The organism is Pseudomonas sp. 2995-3, assembly GCF_002742565.1.
Lineage (GTDB): Bacteria > Pseudomonadota > Gammaproteobacteria > Pseudomonadales > Pseudomonadaceae > Aquipseudomonas > Aquipseudomonas edaphica.
In genome coordinates this window covers 1-14,987 of sequence record NZ_LJSB01000204.1, presented here as the reverse complement: position 1 = coordinate 14,987, position 14,987 = coordinate 1, and the positions used below count along the sequence as shown (strand labels likewise).

11 protein-coding genes are annotated in these 14,987 nt (G+C 60.1%); 5 read left to right on the top strand and 6 right to left on the bottom strand.

What is annotated here, in order from left to right:
• Positions 1-69: 69 nt before the first annotated feature.
• On the bottom strand, positions 70-1,716 hold the full coding sequence (gene treC / locus AOA62_RS17995) for an alpha,alpha-phosphotrehalase (protein WP_099549339.1): 1,647 nt from the start codon (positions 1,714-1,716) through the stop codon (positions 70-72).
• A gap of 124 nt (positions 1,717-1,840) precedes the next feature.
• Positions 1,841-3,283 (bottom strand): PTS system trehalose-specific EIIBC component, encoded by a 1,443-nt coding sequence (treP, locus tag AOA62_RS17990; RefSeq protein ID WP_017139698.1) that lies wholly within the window; start codon positions 3,281-3,283, stop codon positions 1,841-1,843.
• A 251-nt stretch (positions 3,284-3,534) separates the two neighbouring features.
• Here treP and treR point away from each other — a divergent pair, with 251 nt between their 5' ends.
• Positions 3,535-4,239 carry a trehalose operon repressor gene (treR, locus tag AOA62_RS17985; protein WP_017139697.1) on the top strand — a complete coding sequence of 235 codons (705 nt, stop codon included), beginning with the start codon at positions 3,535-3,537 and terminating at the stop codon, positions 4,237-4,239.
• Between the two features lie 205 nt (positions 4,240-4,444).
• Here the strand turns inward: treR and guaA are convergent, their stop codons facing one another.
• The 4 genes from guaA to AOA62_RS17965 form a co-directional block, all read right to left on the bottom strand.
• Positions 4,445-6,022, bottom strand: coding sequence for a glutamine-hydrolyzing GMP synthase (guaA, locus tag AOA62_RS17980; protein WP_099549338.1), 1,578 nt, complete (start codon positions 6,020-6,022; stop codon positions 4,445-4,447).
• Positions 6,023-6,103: 81 nt separating this feature from the next.
• Positions 6,104-7,573: an IMP dehydrogenase gene (gene guaB, locus AOA62_RS17975; protein ID WP_016977684.1), complete on the bottom strand. Its 1,470-nt coding sequence runs from the start codon at positions 7,571-7,573 to the stop codon at positions 6,104-6,106.
• 242 nt (positions 7,574-7,815) lie between these two features.
• Entirely contained in the window at positions 7,816-8,364 is a 549-nt protein-coding gene (locus AOA62_RS17970; protein ID WP_099549337.1) for a sugar ABC transporter ATPase, read from the bottom strand.
• A gap of 144 nt (positions 8,365-8,508) precedes the next feature.
• A complete protein-coding gene (locus tag AOA62_RS17965) occupies positions 8,509-9,276 on the bottom strand; it encodes a sulfite exporter TauE/SafE family protein (protein ID WP_017134676.1) in 768 nt (255 codons plus the stop codon).
• Positions 9,277-9,375: 99 nt separating this feature from the next.
• On the opposite strand from AOA62_RS17965, the gene AOA62_RS17960 reads away from it, so the two are divergent.
• From AOA62_RS17960 to leuA, 4 genes are all read left to right on the top strand, one after another.
• Complete coding sequence (locus AOA62_RS17960) at positions 9,376-10,266, top strand: LysR family transcriptional regulator (protein WP_099549336.1); 891 nt, start codon at positions 9,376-9,378, stop codon at positions 10,264-10,266.
• 30 nt (positions 10,267-10,296) lie between these two features.
• Complete coding sequence (gene xseA, locus AOA62_RS17955; RefSeq protein ID WP_058422672.1) at positions 10,297-11,676, top strand: exodeoxyribonuclease VII large subunit; 1,380 nt, start codon at positions 10,297-10,299, stop codon at positions 11,674-11,676.
• Between the two features lie 3 nt (positions 11,677-11,679).
• Positions 11,680-12,501: a peptidoglycan DD-metalloendopeptidase family protein gene (locus tag AOA62_RS17950; RefSeq protein WP_017134679.1), complete on the top strand. Its 822-nt coding sequence runs from the start codon at positions 11,680-11,682 to the stop codon at positions 12,499-12,501.
• A gap of 663 nt (positions 12,502-13,164) precedes the next feature.
• Complete coding sequence (gene leuA, locus AOA62_RS17940) at positions 13,165-14,844, top strand: 2-isopropylmalate synthase (protein WP_017138560.1); 1,680 nt, start codon at positions 13,165-13,167, stop codon at positions 14,842-14,844.
• Positions 14,845-14,987 lie beyond the last annotated feature (143 nt).

Genomic DNA, 14,987 nt, shown 5'->3' with positions numbered 1-14,987 from the left:
ACTCCGATATTTTTATTATGTTTTTTGGTGAAGCGCCCCCGCACTCCCATACGGGGGATGCAGCGGGTCTCAGTCCTTGAGGTGCAGCACAAACGATTCATACGGGCGCAACACCACCGTGCTCGAACGCAACGGGCAGTCGGGGTAATTGCTGATCAGCAGGCGTTGCTCGTTCGCCGCACTGATGACGCCTTCCGGCAGTTGGATTTCGCAGGGTGTGCCGTAGAAGTTGTTGAGTACCAACAAGCGCTCGCCATCGCCTTCGCGCAGATACGCCCAGACCTGGAGGTGGTCTTGCAGCAGTTGGCGATAAACGCCCTCCTGGATCAGCGGCTCGTGACGACGCAACGCAATCAGCGCGCGGTAGTGATGCAGCACCGAATCGGGGTCATCCAGCTGGCTTTCGACGTTGATCTGCGCCGCGTTGGCCGGGATGCCGATCCACGGTTCACCGCTGCTGAAACCGGCATTGGCCTGGGTGTTCCATTGCATTGGCGTGCGGCTGTTGTCGCGCGACTTCTGCATGATCGCCGCCATGCTCGACGCCTCGGACTCACCGGCATCACGCTTGAGGCGGAAGATGTTCAGGGTCTCGACATCGCGGTACTGCTCAATCTTGTCGAAACCCGGGTTGGTCATGCCCAGCTCTTCGCCCTGGTACACATACGGCGTGCCCTGGAGGAAGTGCAGCGCAGTGGCGAGCATCTTGGCCGAGACCACGCGGTACTCGCCGTCGTTACCAAAACGCGAGACCACTCGCGGCTGATCGTGGTTACACCAGAACAGCGCGTTCCAGCCGCCACCGGCCTGCATGCCCAGTTGCCAGTCGGAAAAAATCTGCTTGAGCTGCAGGAAGTCGAAGTCGGCCTTCACCCACTTTTGCAGGTTCGGGTAATCGACTTTCAAGTGATGAAAGTTGAAGGTCATCGACAGCTCTTTGGACGCCGGATTCGAATAACGAATGCAGTGCTCAAGGCTGGTGGACGACATCTCGCCGACGTTGATCAGGTCGTGCCCTTCGAAGACTTCACGGTGCATTTCCTGCAGGTACTCATGCACGTTCGGGCCGTCGGTGTAGAAGCGGCGGCCATCGGTGTTGTCTTCGGGGAAATCGGCAGGCTTGGAGATCAGGTTGATCACGTCCAGGCGGAAGCCACCCACGCCTTTGTCACGCCAGAAGCGCATCAACTGGTACACCTCGGCGCGCACGTTGGGGTTGTCCCAATTGAGGTCGGCCTGGGTATGGTCGAACAGGTGCAGGAAGTACTGGCCGGTTTGCGCCTCGTATTCCCAGGCCGAGCCGCCGAACTTGGATTGCCAGTTGTTCGGCTGGTCGCGCCAGATGTAAAAGTCGCGGTACGGGTTGTTGAGGCTGCTGCGCGCCTGCTGGAACCACTCATGCTCGATGGAGGTGTGGTTGACCACAATGTCGAGCATCAGCTTGATGCCGCGCTTGGCCGCTTCGCTGATCAGCAGGTCGCAATCGGCCATGGTCCCGTAGCTGGGGTCGATGGCGTAGTAGTCGCTGATGTCGTAGCCGTTGTCGCGTTGCGGCGAGCGCAGGAACGGGGTGATCCACAGGCAATCCACGCCCAGCCACTTGAGGTAATCGAGTTTGTCCACGATGCCAAGCAGGTCACCGGTGGCGTTACCCGCGTGGCTGTGGAAGCTTTTGGGGTAGATCTGGTAGATCACCGAGTCTTGCCAGTCTTGCATGGTGGGTTCCTTCAATTGAGTTGTGTGCTGGCTTTGAGAGCCTCATCGCGGGCAAGCCCGGCTCCCACTTTGATGTGTGAACACATTCAAATGTGGGAGCTGGCTTGCCTGCGATAGCGATCGATCAAGCGACGCGATACCCCGGCCGCACAATCTTCATGCTCAACGCACAGGTCAGAACAAACGGCACGACCATGGCGATGACCATTCCGATCACAAAACTGGGGATGAACTGCGGAATGATCGAAATAAACCCAGGCAAGCCACCCACGCCGATGGCCGAGGCCGTCACCTTGTTAAGTGACAGGAAAATGCTGCCCAGCGCCGAGCCCAGCAGCGCGGCATAGAACGGAAATTTGAAGCGCAGGTTCACGCCGAACATCGCCGGTTCCGTAATGCCGAAGTAAGCGGAAATCGCCGAGGTCGAGGCCATGCTTTTGTCCCGCGCGTTGCGGGTCATGTAGAACACGCCCAGTGCGGCGCTGCCCTGGGCCAGGTTGGACATCACGATCATCGGCCAGATAAAGGTGCCGCCCTGGGTGGAGATAAGTTGCAGGTCCACGGCGAGGAACATGTGGTGCATGCCGGTGATCACCAGCGGCGCGTACAACAGGCCGAAAATCGCCCCGCCAACCATCGGCGCCAGGTCAAACAGGGTGACCACGCCTTCGGTAATCAGGATGCCGAGGTGACGGGTCACCGGGCCGATGATGGCCAGCGCCAGCACGCCGGTGACGACGATGGTGGTGATCGGCACCACGAGCAGTTGGATGGCGTTTGGCACGCGTGCCCGCAGCCACTTTTCAATCACGCTCATCACATAGGCCGCCATCAGGATCGGCAGGATCTGGCCCTGATAACCCACCTTCTCAATCTTGAACCAACCGAAAATATCGAAGTACGGCAAGCTCTGGCCATCGAGCCCGGCCACCGCCTTGCCGTAGTTCCAGGCGTTGAGCAAGTCCGGGTGCACCAGCATCAGGCCGAGCACGATGCCGAGGATTTCGCTGCCGCCGAAGCGCTTGGCCGCCGACCAGCCCACCAGCGCCGGCAGGAACACAAACGAGGTGTTGGCCATAAGGTTGATCAGGCTCCACAGGCCATCCAGGTTCGGATACGCCTCCAGCAGCGTCTGGCCCTCAATGAACATGCCCTTGGCGCCCATCAGGTTGTTCACGCCCATCAGCAGGCCGGCGATGATCAGCGCGGGCAGGATCGGCATGAACACGTCGGAGAACACACGCACCAGACGCTGCATGGCGTTGGTCTTGTCGGCGCCCTTCTGCTTGACGTCAGCGATGGTCGAAGCCGCAAGACCCGTCTGCTCACGCAGGGCGGCATAGACCTTTTCCACTTCGCCGGGGCCGATCACCACTTGGAACAGGCCGCCGGTGAAGAACGAGCCCTTGACCAGATCGACCTGGTTCAACGCGCTGCTGTTGACCAGGCTCGGGTCCTTGAGCGCCAGGCGCAGGCGGGTCACGCAGTGGGCGGCTTGCTCAAGGTTGTCGCTGCCCCCGAGGTTCTCGAGAATCTCGCGGGCAATATTGGAATAGTCGTGGCTCATGCTTGGTTTCCACTTTGGTTTTTTTATTTGGGGGCAGTCATTGGCAGCACGCCGTGGGCAAAAGTACTCGTATGTACGAGTTAAATCAATAACTCGTCTGTACGAGTTACATAAAGTTTAAATTTCTGAATTTGAAGTCAGACATTTCCCTAATTCCACGCAGGTCCAATGGACAAAGCCCACCTCTGCCACTAAGGTTCCTGCCTTGAACCCGCCGTTCACTTTCATCAAGCCGGCACAGAGCCATCCCCATGAGCAAATACAACCAGATCTATACGGATCTGCTTGCCAGCATCACCACTGAACGCCTGCAACGCGGTACGCGCCTTCCCTCTGAAACCGAACTGATGGACGCCTACCAGGCCAGCCGTGGCACGGTGCGCCGCGCCATCGAGCAGTTGCAGGAGCGTGGTTTTGCGCAAAAAATCCACGGCAAGGGCACGTTTGTGTTGTCGCCCAACCCCATTGAGTTCCAACTGGGCGGCATCGTCAGCTTCCACGAAACCCACGCTGACCTGGGCGATGACGTACGCACCGAAGTAGTCGAATTCAGCCAGTTCCCGCTCGAAGGCTCGCTGCTGCAACACATCGAAGCCGCGCCCGGCGCTCTGATCACCCGCATCAAACGGGTACGGCGCATCGGCGGCAAACGCGTGATCCTGGACATCAACCACTTTGTGGCTGACCTGATCCCCGGCCTGGACCGCGACATCGCCGAGCAGTCGATCTATGCGTTTATCGAACAGACGCTGGAGCTGCAGATCAGTTATGCGCAGCGCACCATCGAAGCCCTGCCGCGCAGCAAGGACGACCAGGCGCATCTGGATCTGGATGGGCAAAGCCATGTGATTGTGGTGAGCAACCAGACGTTTTTGCAGGATGGCAGGCAGTTCGAGTACACCGAGTCGCGGCATACGTTGGATAAGTTTTATTTTTCGGATATTGCGCGGCGCTAAAGCCGAAAGAAGATCAAATGTGGGAGCGGGCTTGCCCGCGATGGCGTCCTGTCAGTTATCGATGTGTTGCCTGATAGGCCCTCATCGCGGGCAAGCCCGCTCCCACACTTCGATCAGTGTTGTTTGATCTGGCGTATTCCAGAAACACAAAACCCCGGCACCTGGCCGGGGTTTTGTTATTCAGCATTCACCTGCTAGCGCAGGATCACTCCCACTCAATCGTCGCCGGCGGCTTGCTCGACACGTCATACGTCACGCGCGAAATACCTTCGATTTCATTGATGATACGGCCGCTGACAGTCTCCAGCAGCTCGTACGGCAGGTGTGCCCAACGCGCGGTCATGAAGTCGATGGTCTCTACGGCACGCAGCGCAACAACCCACGCGTAACGACGGCCATCGCCCACAACGCCCACCGATTTCACCGGCTGGAACACCACGAATGCCTGGCTGACCTTGTGGTACCAGTCGGCTTTGCGCAGTTCTTCGATGAAGATGTGGTCGGCGCGACGCAGCAGGTCGGCGTATTCCTTTTTCACTTCACCCAGGATGCGCACGCCCAGGCCCGGGCCTGGGAATGGGTGGCGGTAGACCATGTCGTACGGCAGGCCGAGTTCCAGGCCCAGGCGGCGGACTTCGTCTTTGAACAGTTCGCGCAGCGGCTCTACCAGCTTGAGGTTCATCTCCTCCGGCAGGCCACCCACGTTGTGGTGGGACTTGATCACGTGGGCCTTGCCGCTCTTGGCGCCAGCCGACTCGATCACGTCAGGGTAGATGGTGCCTTGGGCGAGGTACTTGATGTTGTCCAGTTTGTTGGACTGGGCATCAAACACGTCGATGAAGGTGCGGCCGATGATCTTGCGCTTCTTCTCTGGGTCGCTTTCGCCCGCCAGGTTGTTGAGGAACTGGTCCTCGGCGTTGGCGCGGATCACCTTGACGCCCATGTTCTCAGCGAACATGGCCATCACTTGCTCGCCTTCGTGCAGGCGCAGCAGGCCATTGTCGACGAACACGCACGTCAGCTGGTCGCCGATGGCTTTGTGCAGCAGCGCGGCAACCACGGAGGAGTCAACGCCGCCGGACAGGCCGAGCAATACGTTGTCGGTACCGACCTGGGCACGCACGTTGGCGATGGCGTCTTCAGCGATTTTCGACGGGGTCCACAGGGCTTCGCACTGGCAGATGTCGAGGATGAAGCGCGACAGGATGCGGCCGCCTTGCTTGGTGTGGGTCACTTCCGGGTGGAACTGCACGCCGTAGTAGCCGCGCTCGTCGTTGAACATGCCGGCAATCGGGCAGCTCGGGGTGCTGGCCAGGATGTGGAAGTCTTCCGGCATCTTGGTGACCTTGTCACCGTGGCTCATCCACACGTCGAGGCCGAACAGGCCGTCGGCGTCGATGTGGTCTTCGATGCCGTCCAGCAGGCGGCTCTTGCCGACCACGTCGACACGGGCATAACCGAATTCACGCAGTTCGGAACCTTCAACCTTGCCGCCCAGTTGCTCGGCCATGGTCTGCATGCCGTAGCAGATACCGAAGACGGGCACGCCCAGTTCGAATACGGCTTGCGGGCAACGCGGGCTGTTGGCTTCGTGCACGGACTCGGGGCCACCGGCAAGGATGACGCCTTTCGGTGCGAATTCGCGGATCGCTTCGTCGTCCATGTCGAACGGGTGCAGTTCGCAGTACACGCCGATTTCACGCACGCGGCGGGCGATCAGTTGGGTGTACTGGGAACCGAAGTCGAGGATCAGGATGCGGTGGGCGTGAATGTCGAGGGCCATGAAGTCAGTCTCGTCTAATGAATCAGAAACAACTCGGGGCTGAAAGAACAGCCCCGGTTACTTAACGTTTTGCTGGAAGCCTCAACCTACGCGGTAGTTCGGCGCTTCCTTGGTGATCTGCACGTCGTGGACATGGGATTCAGCCATGCCGGCGCCGGTGATCCGTACGAACTCTGGCTTGGTGCGCATTTCTTCGATGTCGGCGCTGCCGGTGTAGCCCATCGAGGAACGCAGGCCGCCCATCAATTGATGGATGATCGCGCTCAGGGTGCCTTTGTACGGCACACGGCCTTCGATGCCTTCCGGTACGAGCTTCTCGGCGCCTGCCGAGGAGTCCTGGAAGTAACGGTCGGAAGAGCCCTGCGCCTGGGACATGGCGCCCAGCGAACCCATGCCGCGGTAAGCCTTGTACGAACGGCCCTGGAACAGTTCGATTTCACCTGGTGCTTCTTCGGTACCGGCGAACATCGAGCCCATCATCACGCAGGAAGCACCGGCTACGATGGCCTTGGACAGGTCACCGGAGAAACGGATGCCGCCGTCGGCGATCAACGGAACGCCCGTGCCTTCAAGGGCAGCAGCAACGTTGGCGATGGCGCTGATTTGCGGCACGCCTACACCGGCGACGATACGCGTGGTGCAGATGGAGCCAGGGCCGATACCGACCTTGACCGCATCGGCGCCGGCTTCGGCCAGGGCCTTGGCGGCTGCGCCGGTGGCGATGTTGCCGCCGATAACCTGTACGTCAGGGAAATTCTGTTTGACCCAGCGAACGCGGTCGATCACGCCTTTGGAGTGGCCGTGGGCAGTGTCGACCACCACCACGTCAACACCGGCAGCCACGAGGGCCGAAACGCGATCACCGGTGTCTTTACCGGTGCCGACCGCAGCGCCGACGCGCAGACGACCTTGGTCATCCTTGCTGGCCAGCGGGTAAGCCTTGGCTTTTTCGATGTCGTTGACGGTCATCATGCCTTTGAGGGCGAATTTGTCGTCGACGATCAGCACGCGCTCGATGCGGTGCTTGTGCAGCAATTCGCGCACATCGTTCTTGTCGGCGCCTTCCTTGACAGTAACGAGGCGCTCTTTAGGCGTCATCACTTCACGGACGGTGACTTCAAGACGGTTCTCGAAACGCACGTCACGGGAAGTGACGATGCCGACCAGGTCGCCATCGTGCAGTACCGGAACGCCGGAGATGTTGTGCAGGCGGGTCAGGTCGAACAGATCACGCACGGTGGCGTCGGCTTCGATGGTGATTGGATCTTTCACCACACCGGCTTCGTAACGCTTGACCTTGCGCACTTCGGCAGCTTGCTGCTCGATGGTCATGTTCTTGTGGATGATGCCAATGCCGCCTTCCTGAGCCATGGCAATTGCCAAACGGGCTTCAGTGACGGTGTCCATGGCAGCGGAAACCAGAGGAATATTCAGCTCGATGCCACGGGTTAGGCGGGTCTTGAGACTGACTTCGTTAGGAAGCACCTCGGAATAACCGGGCACTAGGAGAATGTCGTCGAATGTCAGAGCTTCTTGGCTGATACGCAGCATCGCGGGGGCTCCCGAGCGGGAAAATGGAAGCGCGCCATTATATACATGCACCCTGTCGGGCTCAATGTAAAACTCTGACAAACTTGGTAATACTGATAGATGGATAAAACCTGCAGCGCTAGATCGTTCCCACGCTCCGCGTGGGAATGCCGCCAGGGACGCTCCGCGTCCGGGGTCTTGCGCAATGGTGACGCGGAGCGTCACGGGATGCATTCCCACGCAGGAGCGTGGGAACGATCAGGTTAAAGCTCGACTTTGACCCAACTCATCTTCTGGTCCAACCAGTCGGCAAATTCGTCGATAAAGCTCTGCTTGAACCCCGCTTCCGCCCAGTTGTTGAAGATGAAACCCAGGTTGGAGAAGCCGCATTCCTGCAGGAACAGAAACCCATTGATGTCATCTTCATGCCCACACAACGGGCAAGTGAAGTTATCGGTGTGGCCGGGCATCCAGTCTTCCAGGCTTTCGAACAGCGCCTCGCCGACTTCTTTAAGGCACTCCGGGCAGCCGGCCTCTTCGAGAAAGCCCTTGGCCGGCGTGTAGATGCAGCGCTTGTAGATGATCTCCAGGCCATTGATCGGCTCGTTGAACGGCAGCGCTTCGGGGTGCAGCACCACGGCGCGGGCGCCGTCGGCCAGGGCGTAGGCCATGCGGTTGCCGGTGCGCCCGCAGGTGGTCAGCTCTTCCTTGATGATGTTGTTGCGCACCAGCCAACGCACGATGGCCCGGGCGCGGGGTTCGTGGACGGGCAAGGTGGAGATTTTGGGGACAAGGATGCTTTGGGAGTTCATGGTGCTTGGGAGCCCTGCGGTGTGGCGACTGCCGACATCGCGGGCAAGCGCGGCTCCCACATTTGGAATGCATTCACCTGTGGGAGCTGGCTTGCCTGCGATGAGGCCTTGAAGCCTGGCAGCTTAATCCCTGCCCCACACAGGTCAAGTGCTCAAATACCGCCCAATCAATGCAATCCCACTGGCCAACACCAACCAAGTCACCAAGCGCACAAAGGCTTCGCGGGACATCCGCATCGTCAACCTGCGCCCACACCACAGCCCCAGGGCCATCGCCGGCAACAGGCACAGCGCCAACAACAGCAACGGCAAGTCCGCATACACCCCGGCAATCAGGAACAGACTCAAGCGCACCACCGTGCTGCAACTGATCAACGCACTTTGCGTGGCCCGCGCCGCATCCTTGGGCAAACGGCTGTTGAGGTAGATCGCATATAAAAAGCCGCCGCTGCCGAACAGCGCACCAAACAGGCCGCCGACGGTGCCCATTGGAATCGACCAACCTTTGGAAAGCTGAGTGGGCCGCGCCTTCACCGACAAGCTGTAGATCGCATAGGCGCTGATAAACACCCCCATCAGCAGCAACAGCAGATCCGAATGCAGGTTGAGCAGAAAGATCACACCCAGCGTACAACCGATGGCCATGCATGGCAGCAACCGCAGCAGCTCGGGCTTGTTCACGTCTCGCCGCGATTGCAGCAGATTGCCAAAGGCCGCGACAAAATCCAGCAGCACCAGCAGCGGGATGATCTTCGACAGCGGCATAAACACAATCAGGATCGGCCCCGCCACCAGCGCCGTGCCAAAGCCGGCAATACCGAAGACGATATAGGCCAGCACCACACCCAGGCCGATGACCAGCCAATCGACACCACTGAACGACCACTGGCTCATCAGCTCAACCGGGCTCATGTCGTATTCCTTGAAAGAGATAACCAACACTTTAGCCATCGCCGAGTGTTGCGACTAATATCTTCAAAGCCCTCCACTTATCTTGAAAAGGCATGACAAGTGATCTCGACCCGCCAACTGCGCTACTTCGTAGAGATCGCCGACAGCGGCAGCTTCAGCGCCGCCGCCGAGCGTTTGTTCGTGGCGCAATCGGCCCTGAGCCGCCAGATCAAGGCGCTGGAAACCCAGCTGCAAACTTCACTGTTCGAACGCACCGCGCGCCAGCCCCGGCTGACGGCGGCGGGCGAAGCCTTTTACCCGAGGGCGCGCAACCTGCTGAGCGAGCTGCTCAAGGCCAGCGAGATGGCCACCCTGGTTGGCAAGGGTCAGCTTGGCACCCTGCGCCTGAGCCATTCGAGCACCGTGCCGATGAGCGGGCCATTGCTGCACGGCATCAGCACCTGGCTGCAGCGTTGCCCCGGCGTATCGATGGATATCGTCAAACTGTCTTCCGAGGCGCAACTTGAAGAAATTGCCGACGGGCGCCTGGAAGTCGGCCTTTTACGGTTACCGGTGCTGCGACAGCGCGAAGGCGTGCGCGTGGTGCCTTTATATAGCGAACAACTGGTGTTGGCGGTGCCGCCCAATCACCCGCTGGCAGGCAGTGATACACCTGTCGAACTGGCACAGCTCAAGGACGAAGCGTTTATTTCAGTTCCGCACCCCCAACGTGGCGGCTTGAGTTATCTGTCAGCCGAACTGTGCATGCGCGCAGGATTTTTCCCCAAGGCAGCGCGGGTGATGTCGCGCAAAACCACGCAATTGCAGCTGATCCAGGCCGGCTTCGGAATTGCCTTGTTACCAAAATCCATGCAGGACATAGCGCCGGCCAACCTGCACTTTTTGTCCCTGGCGGACCCGGACTGCTTGAGTACCGTGGCCCTTGCCTGCACGCAGGCGCCGAGCGCACTGGTGGAGCAATTCTGCCAAACCTTGCACGAATGCCTATAAACTGCCGCCCATGATTAAAGATCGCTCCTCATGATTAAAGATCCGTTTGCCCGCTTGGGCCTGGACCGCGAAGTCCTGACTGTCAGCCAGCTCAACGGCCGCGCGCGGGTGTTGCTGGAAGACGTGTTCACCAATATCTGGGTCGAAGGCGAGATCTCCAACCTCGCCCGCCCGGCTTCCGGCCATGTGTATTTCACCCTCAAGGACAGCGGCGCCCAAGTGCGTTGCGCGCTGTTTCGCAACAACGCCGCACGGGTGCGCCAGGCGTTGAAGGACGGCCTGGCGGTGAAGGTGCGCGGCAAGGTCTCGCTGTTCGAAGGCCGGGGCGACTACCAACTGATCCTCGACACCGTGGAACCTGCCGGCGATGGCGCGCTGCGTTTGGCCTTTGACGCGTTGAAGGAAAAGCTCAGCGCCGAAGGCCTGTTCAGCGCGGAGCGCAAGGTGCCGCTGCCGGCGCACCCTCGGCGCATTGGGATTATCAGCTCGCCGACGGGCGCGGTGATTCGCGACATCATCAGCGTGTTCCGTCGTCGTGCGCCGAACGTTGAACTGACACTGATCCCCACCGCCGTACAGGGCCGCGAAGCCATCCCGCAGATTGTGCGCGCGCTGAAACTGGCGGATGCGCGCGGTTTCGACGCGTTGATCCTGGCCCGAGGCGGCGGTTCGCTCGAAGACCTGTGGTGCTTCAATGAAGAGGCAGTGGCCCGCGCGGTGGATGCTTGCGTGACGCCCATCGTCAGCGCCGTCGGCCATGAAACCGACGTGTCGATCTGCGACTTTGTGGCGGACGTACGCGCCCCCACGCCCTCCGCCGCCGCCGAATTGCTCGCACCAGATGCCAGCCACCTGGTGCGCCAAGTCGAAAACCTGCACCGCCGCCTGGTGATGCTGATGCGCAACCGCCTGAGCCATGATCGCCTGCGCCTGGAAGGCATGGCCCGCCGCCTGCGTCACCCTGGCGAACGTCTGCGCCAGCAAGCCCAGCGTTTGGACGACCTGGACATGCGCCTGCGCCGCGCCTTCGAGCGCAGCCTCAATACCCGTCGCGAACGCCTGATCCGCCTCGAAACCCGCCTCGCAGGCCAACACCCCGGCCGTCAACTGGCGTTGCTGCGCCAGCGCCTCGATAGCCTCGCAGAACGCCTGCCCCGCGCCATGCGCGAAGGCCTTAAGGCACGCCGCCTGCAACTGCAAAGCCAGGTGCAGACGTTGCAGGTGGTCAGTCCGCTTGCGACTCTGGGCCGTGGCTACAGCATCCTGCTGGACGAGCGCGGCCAGGCGATCCGCAACGCCGCGCAAACCCACACCGGCCAACGCCTGACCGCGCGGCTCGGCGAAGGCCAATTGCAGGTGCGGGTGGAAGATAACCACCTGACGCCCGTCACCCTTTCGTTACTGGATTGATTGATGCCACGTTTATTTAGCCTGCTGATGCTCTTGTGCCTGACCTTCAACGCCCACGCCGACAGCTACATCACGCGTTTGCTGAACAAGCCGGTGCCGGGTGGCGTGGCGGTGGTCGACCTCGGCACTTCGGCCAGCGCGCCCAAAGCCACCTACCTGAACCGGCCGGTGCTTGTGGTCAAGGAACAGAACAACTGGCTGGCGATTGTCGGGATCCCGCTGACCGTCAAACCCGGTACCGAGCGCATCACCAGCGGCGGGCAGAACTTGCCGTTTGTGGTGGGCTTCAAGAAATACCCCGAACAGCACATCACCTTGAAGAACAAAAGCCAGGTGAACCCGGCCCCGGCGCAACTCAAGCGCATCGAGGGCGAACTGGCCGTGCAGCTCAAGGCTTACCGCAGCTTCAGCCCGAACACACCGAGCAACCTGCTGCTGGACAAACCGGTCAACGGGCCACTGTCGAGCAAATTCGGCGTGCGCCGCTTCTTTAATGGCGAGGAACGCAACCCGCATTCGGGCCTGGACTTTGCCGTGGGCGCGGGCACGCCGATCAAGACGCCGGCGGCGGGCAAGGTGATCCTCACCGGCAATTACTTCTTCAACGGCAACACCGTGTTCGTCGACCATGGCCAGGGCTTTATCAGCATGTTCTGCCATATGTCGAAGATCGACGTCAAAGTCGGCGACCAACTGGCACGCGGCGCAGTGGTGGGCAAGGTCGGTTCCACTGGCCGTGCAACCGGGCCGCATATGCATTGGAACATCAGCCTTAACGATGCGCGGGTTGACCCGGCGATCTTTATTGGCGCGTTCCAGCCCTGATAAAAATATTCAACCTACCGGCCTCATCGTGGCATAGGTATCTACACAACTTTTAAAAGCAGCCTATTTCTCCTGTGGCGAGCAGGCTTGTCCTGCGTTGGGCTGCGAAGCGGCCCCAAAAACAGACGCTGAGTACTTTCAGCAAAATTGCCGTGCCTGTACTGGGGCCGCTTCGCAGCCCAACGCAGGACAAGCCTGCTCGCCACAACAGCCCACCTGCCACAGACTTCGTGTTAACCGGTTGTGTAGATACCTATGCTCATCGCGGGCAAGCCTGGCTCCCACAGGTGAACGCGATTCCCTGTGGGAGCCGGGCTTGCCCGCGATGACGCCAAGCCTGCCAGCCCAATTGCGCGCCCGATAAGTACCGCGCAATAAAAAGAAACCCCACATTCAATAACCGACACAAAATATCGAATCCCAGCCAAATAGCAGAACTTATCTCAATTTTTCCCGACTGCTTGCCATCTTTCACCCCTGCGGTTAGGGTTGAGCTTATGAAAACCTCTCACACCCTCATTCAGCTCCGCCAGCACCGTAGCCTGTGCCTCGTCAGCGCACGACTGCCAGGCTGAATCGATCTGCCTCGTCCCAAGCTTCGCCCCCAATAACAGTTTTACGGCAGGCCGCCTTTTCTCGGCCCCTACTACAAAGGATTTCCCGATGAGCATGCTCAAAGACCCGTCTTCGAAGTACCGCGCGTTCCCGACCATCGATATCCCGGACCGTACCTGGCCGTCGAAGACCATCACCGAAGCGCCGATCTGGTGCAGCTCCGACCTGCGTGATGGCAACCAGTCGCTGATCGAGCCGATGGACGCCGCGAAAAAGCTGCGTTTCTGGAAGACCCTGGTGTCTGTAGGCGTGAAGGAAATCGAAGCCTCGTTCCCGGCCGCGTCGCAAACCGACTTCGACTTCGTGCGCACCTTGATCGAAGACAACCACATCCCCGCGGACACCACCATCCAGGTGCTGACCCAGGGCCGTGAAGACCTGATCGCACGTACTTTCGAATCCCTGCGCGGCGCTAAAAAGGCCATCGTGCACTTGTACAACGCCACATCGCCGTCGTTCCGCCGCATCGTGTTCAACCAGGACAAAGATGGCATCAAGGCCATCGCGGTCAACGCGGCAAAGCTGTTCGTCAAATACGCCGCCCAGCAGCCGGAAACCCAGTGGACTTTCGAGTACTCCCCAGAGACCTTCAGCGCCACGGAGCTGGAGTTCGCCAAGGAAGTGTGTGATGCGGTGATCGAGGTATGGAACCCGACGCCAGAGCACAAGATGATCCTCAACCTGCCGGCCACGGTTGAATGCGCGACACCCAACATCTATGCCGACCAGATCGAGTGGTTCGGCCGCCATATCAACCGTCGTGACAGCGTGATCATCAGCCTGCACACCCACAACGACCGCGGCACCGGCGTGGCCGCTACCGAGCTGGGCCTGATGGCCGGCGCCGACCGTGTCGAAGGCTGCCTGTTCGGCAACGGCGAGCGTACCGGTAACGTCGATCTTGTGACCGTAGCCTTGAACATGTACACCCAAGGCCTCGACCCGCAGTTGGACTTTTCCGATATCGATGGCGTGCGCAAAGTCGTCGAGGAGTGCAACCAGATTCAGGTGCACCCACGTCACCCGTACGTCGGCGACCTGGTGCACACCGCATTCTCCGGCTCCCACCAGGACGCAATCCGCAAGGGCTTTACCCAGCAGAAAGCCGACGCACTGTGGGAAGTGCCGTACTTGCCGATCGACCCGGCGGATATCGGCCGCAGCTACGAGGCGGTGATCCGCGTAAACAGCCAGTCGGGCAAAGGCGGCATCGCCTACCTGCTGGAGCAGGAGTACGACATCAGCTTGCCACGCCGCATGCAGATCGAGTTCAGCCAAGTGGTACAGGCCGAAACCGACCGCGTGGGCCTGGAGATGACTGCACCACAGATCTACGCCTTGTTGCAGCGTGAATACCTGCAAGCCAACACCCCGTACGCGCTGGTCAGCCATCGCCTGCAGGAAGAAAACGGCAATAGCACCGTGGAAGTGGAAGTCTCGGGCAAGGGCCAGGGCGAAACCAACCTGCGCTGGAACGGCAAGGGCTACGGCACTTTGGAAGCGCTGGTTGCGGCGCTGCCGATCAAGGTTGAGATCATGGACTACAACGAACACGCGATCGGCGCCGGTACCCATGCCAAGGCGGCGGCTTACATCGAGCTGCGCGTGAACGGCGAGCGTCCGGTGCATGGTGTGGGGATTGATGAAAATATCACCACGGCGAGCTTCAAGGCGGTGTTCAGTGCGCTGAACCGCTCGTTGAGCCAGCTGGAAGCGAAGGCGGCGTAAGCGCTGTCGCGGTAATGCAAAAGGCCCCTGGGTGAGAATCCAGGGGCCTGATCGTTCCCACGCTCTGCGTCACTAGTGTCCGGTAAAAACCAAAGGGGGAGCTTGCTCCCCCTTGTTGTTCGCGACTGTCAGTCATAATCGGA

Coding starts and splice junctions, on each gene's coding strand:
- treC (WP_099549339.1), bottom strand. CDS start 1,716: ATGCAAGACTGGCAAGACTCGGTGATCTACCAGATCTACCCCAAAAGC.
- treP (WP_017139698.1), bottom strand. CDS start 3,283: ATGAGCCACGACTATTCCAATATTGCCCGCGAGATTCTCGAGAACCTC.
- treR (WP_017139697.1), top strand. CDS start 3,535: ATGAGCAAATACAACCAGATCTATACGGATCTGCTTGCCAGCATCACC.
- guaA (WP_099549338.1), bottom strand. CDS start 6,022: ATGGCCCTCGACATTCACGCCCACCGCATCCTGATCCTCGACTTCGGT.
- guaB (WP_016977684.1), bottom strand. CDS start 7,573: ATGCTGCGTATCAGCCAAGAAGCTCTGACATTCGACGACATTCTCCTA.
- AOA62_RS17970 (WP_099549337.1), bottom strand. CDS start 8,364: ATGAACTCCCAAAGCATCCTTGTCCCCAAAATCTCCACCTTGCCCGTC.
- AOA62_RS17965 (WP_017134676.1), bottom strand. CDS start 9,276: ATGAGCCCGGTTGAGCTGATGAGCCAGTGGTCGTTCAGTGGTGTCGAT.
- xseA (WP_058422672.1), top strand. CDS start 10,297: ATGATTAAAGATCCGTTTGCCCGCTTGGGCCTGGACCGCGAAGTCCTG.
- AOA62_RS17950 (WP_017134679.1), top strand. CDS start 11,680: ATGCCACGTTTATTTAGCCTGCTGATGCTCTTGTGCCTGACCTTCAAC.
- leuA (WP_017138560.1), top strand. CDS start 13,165: ATGAGCATGCTCAAAGACCCGTCTTCGAAGTACCGCGCGTTCCCGACC.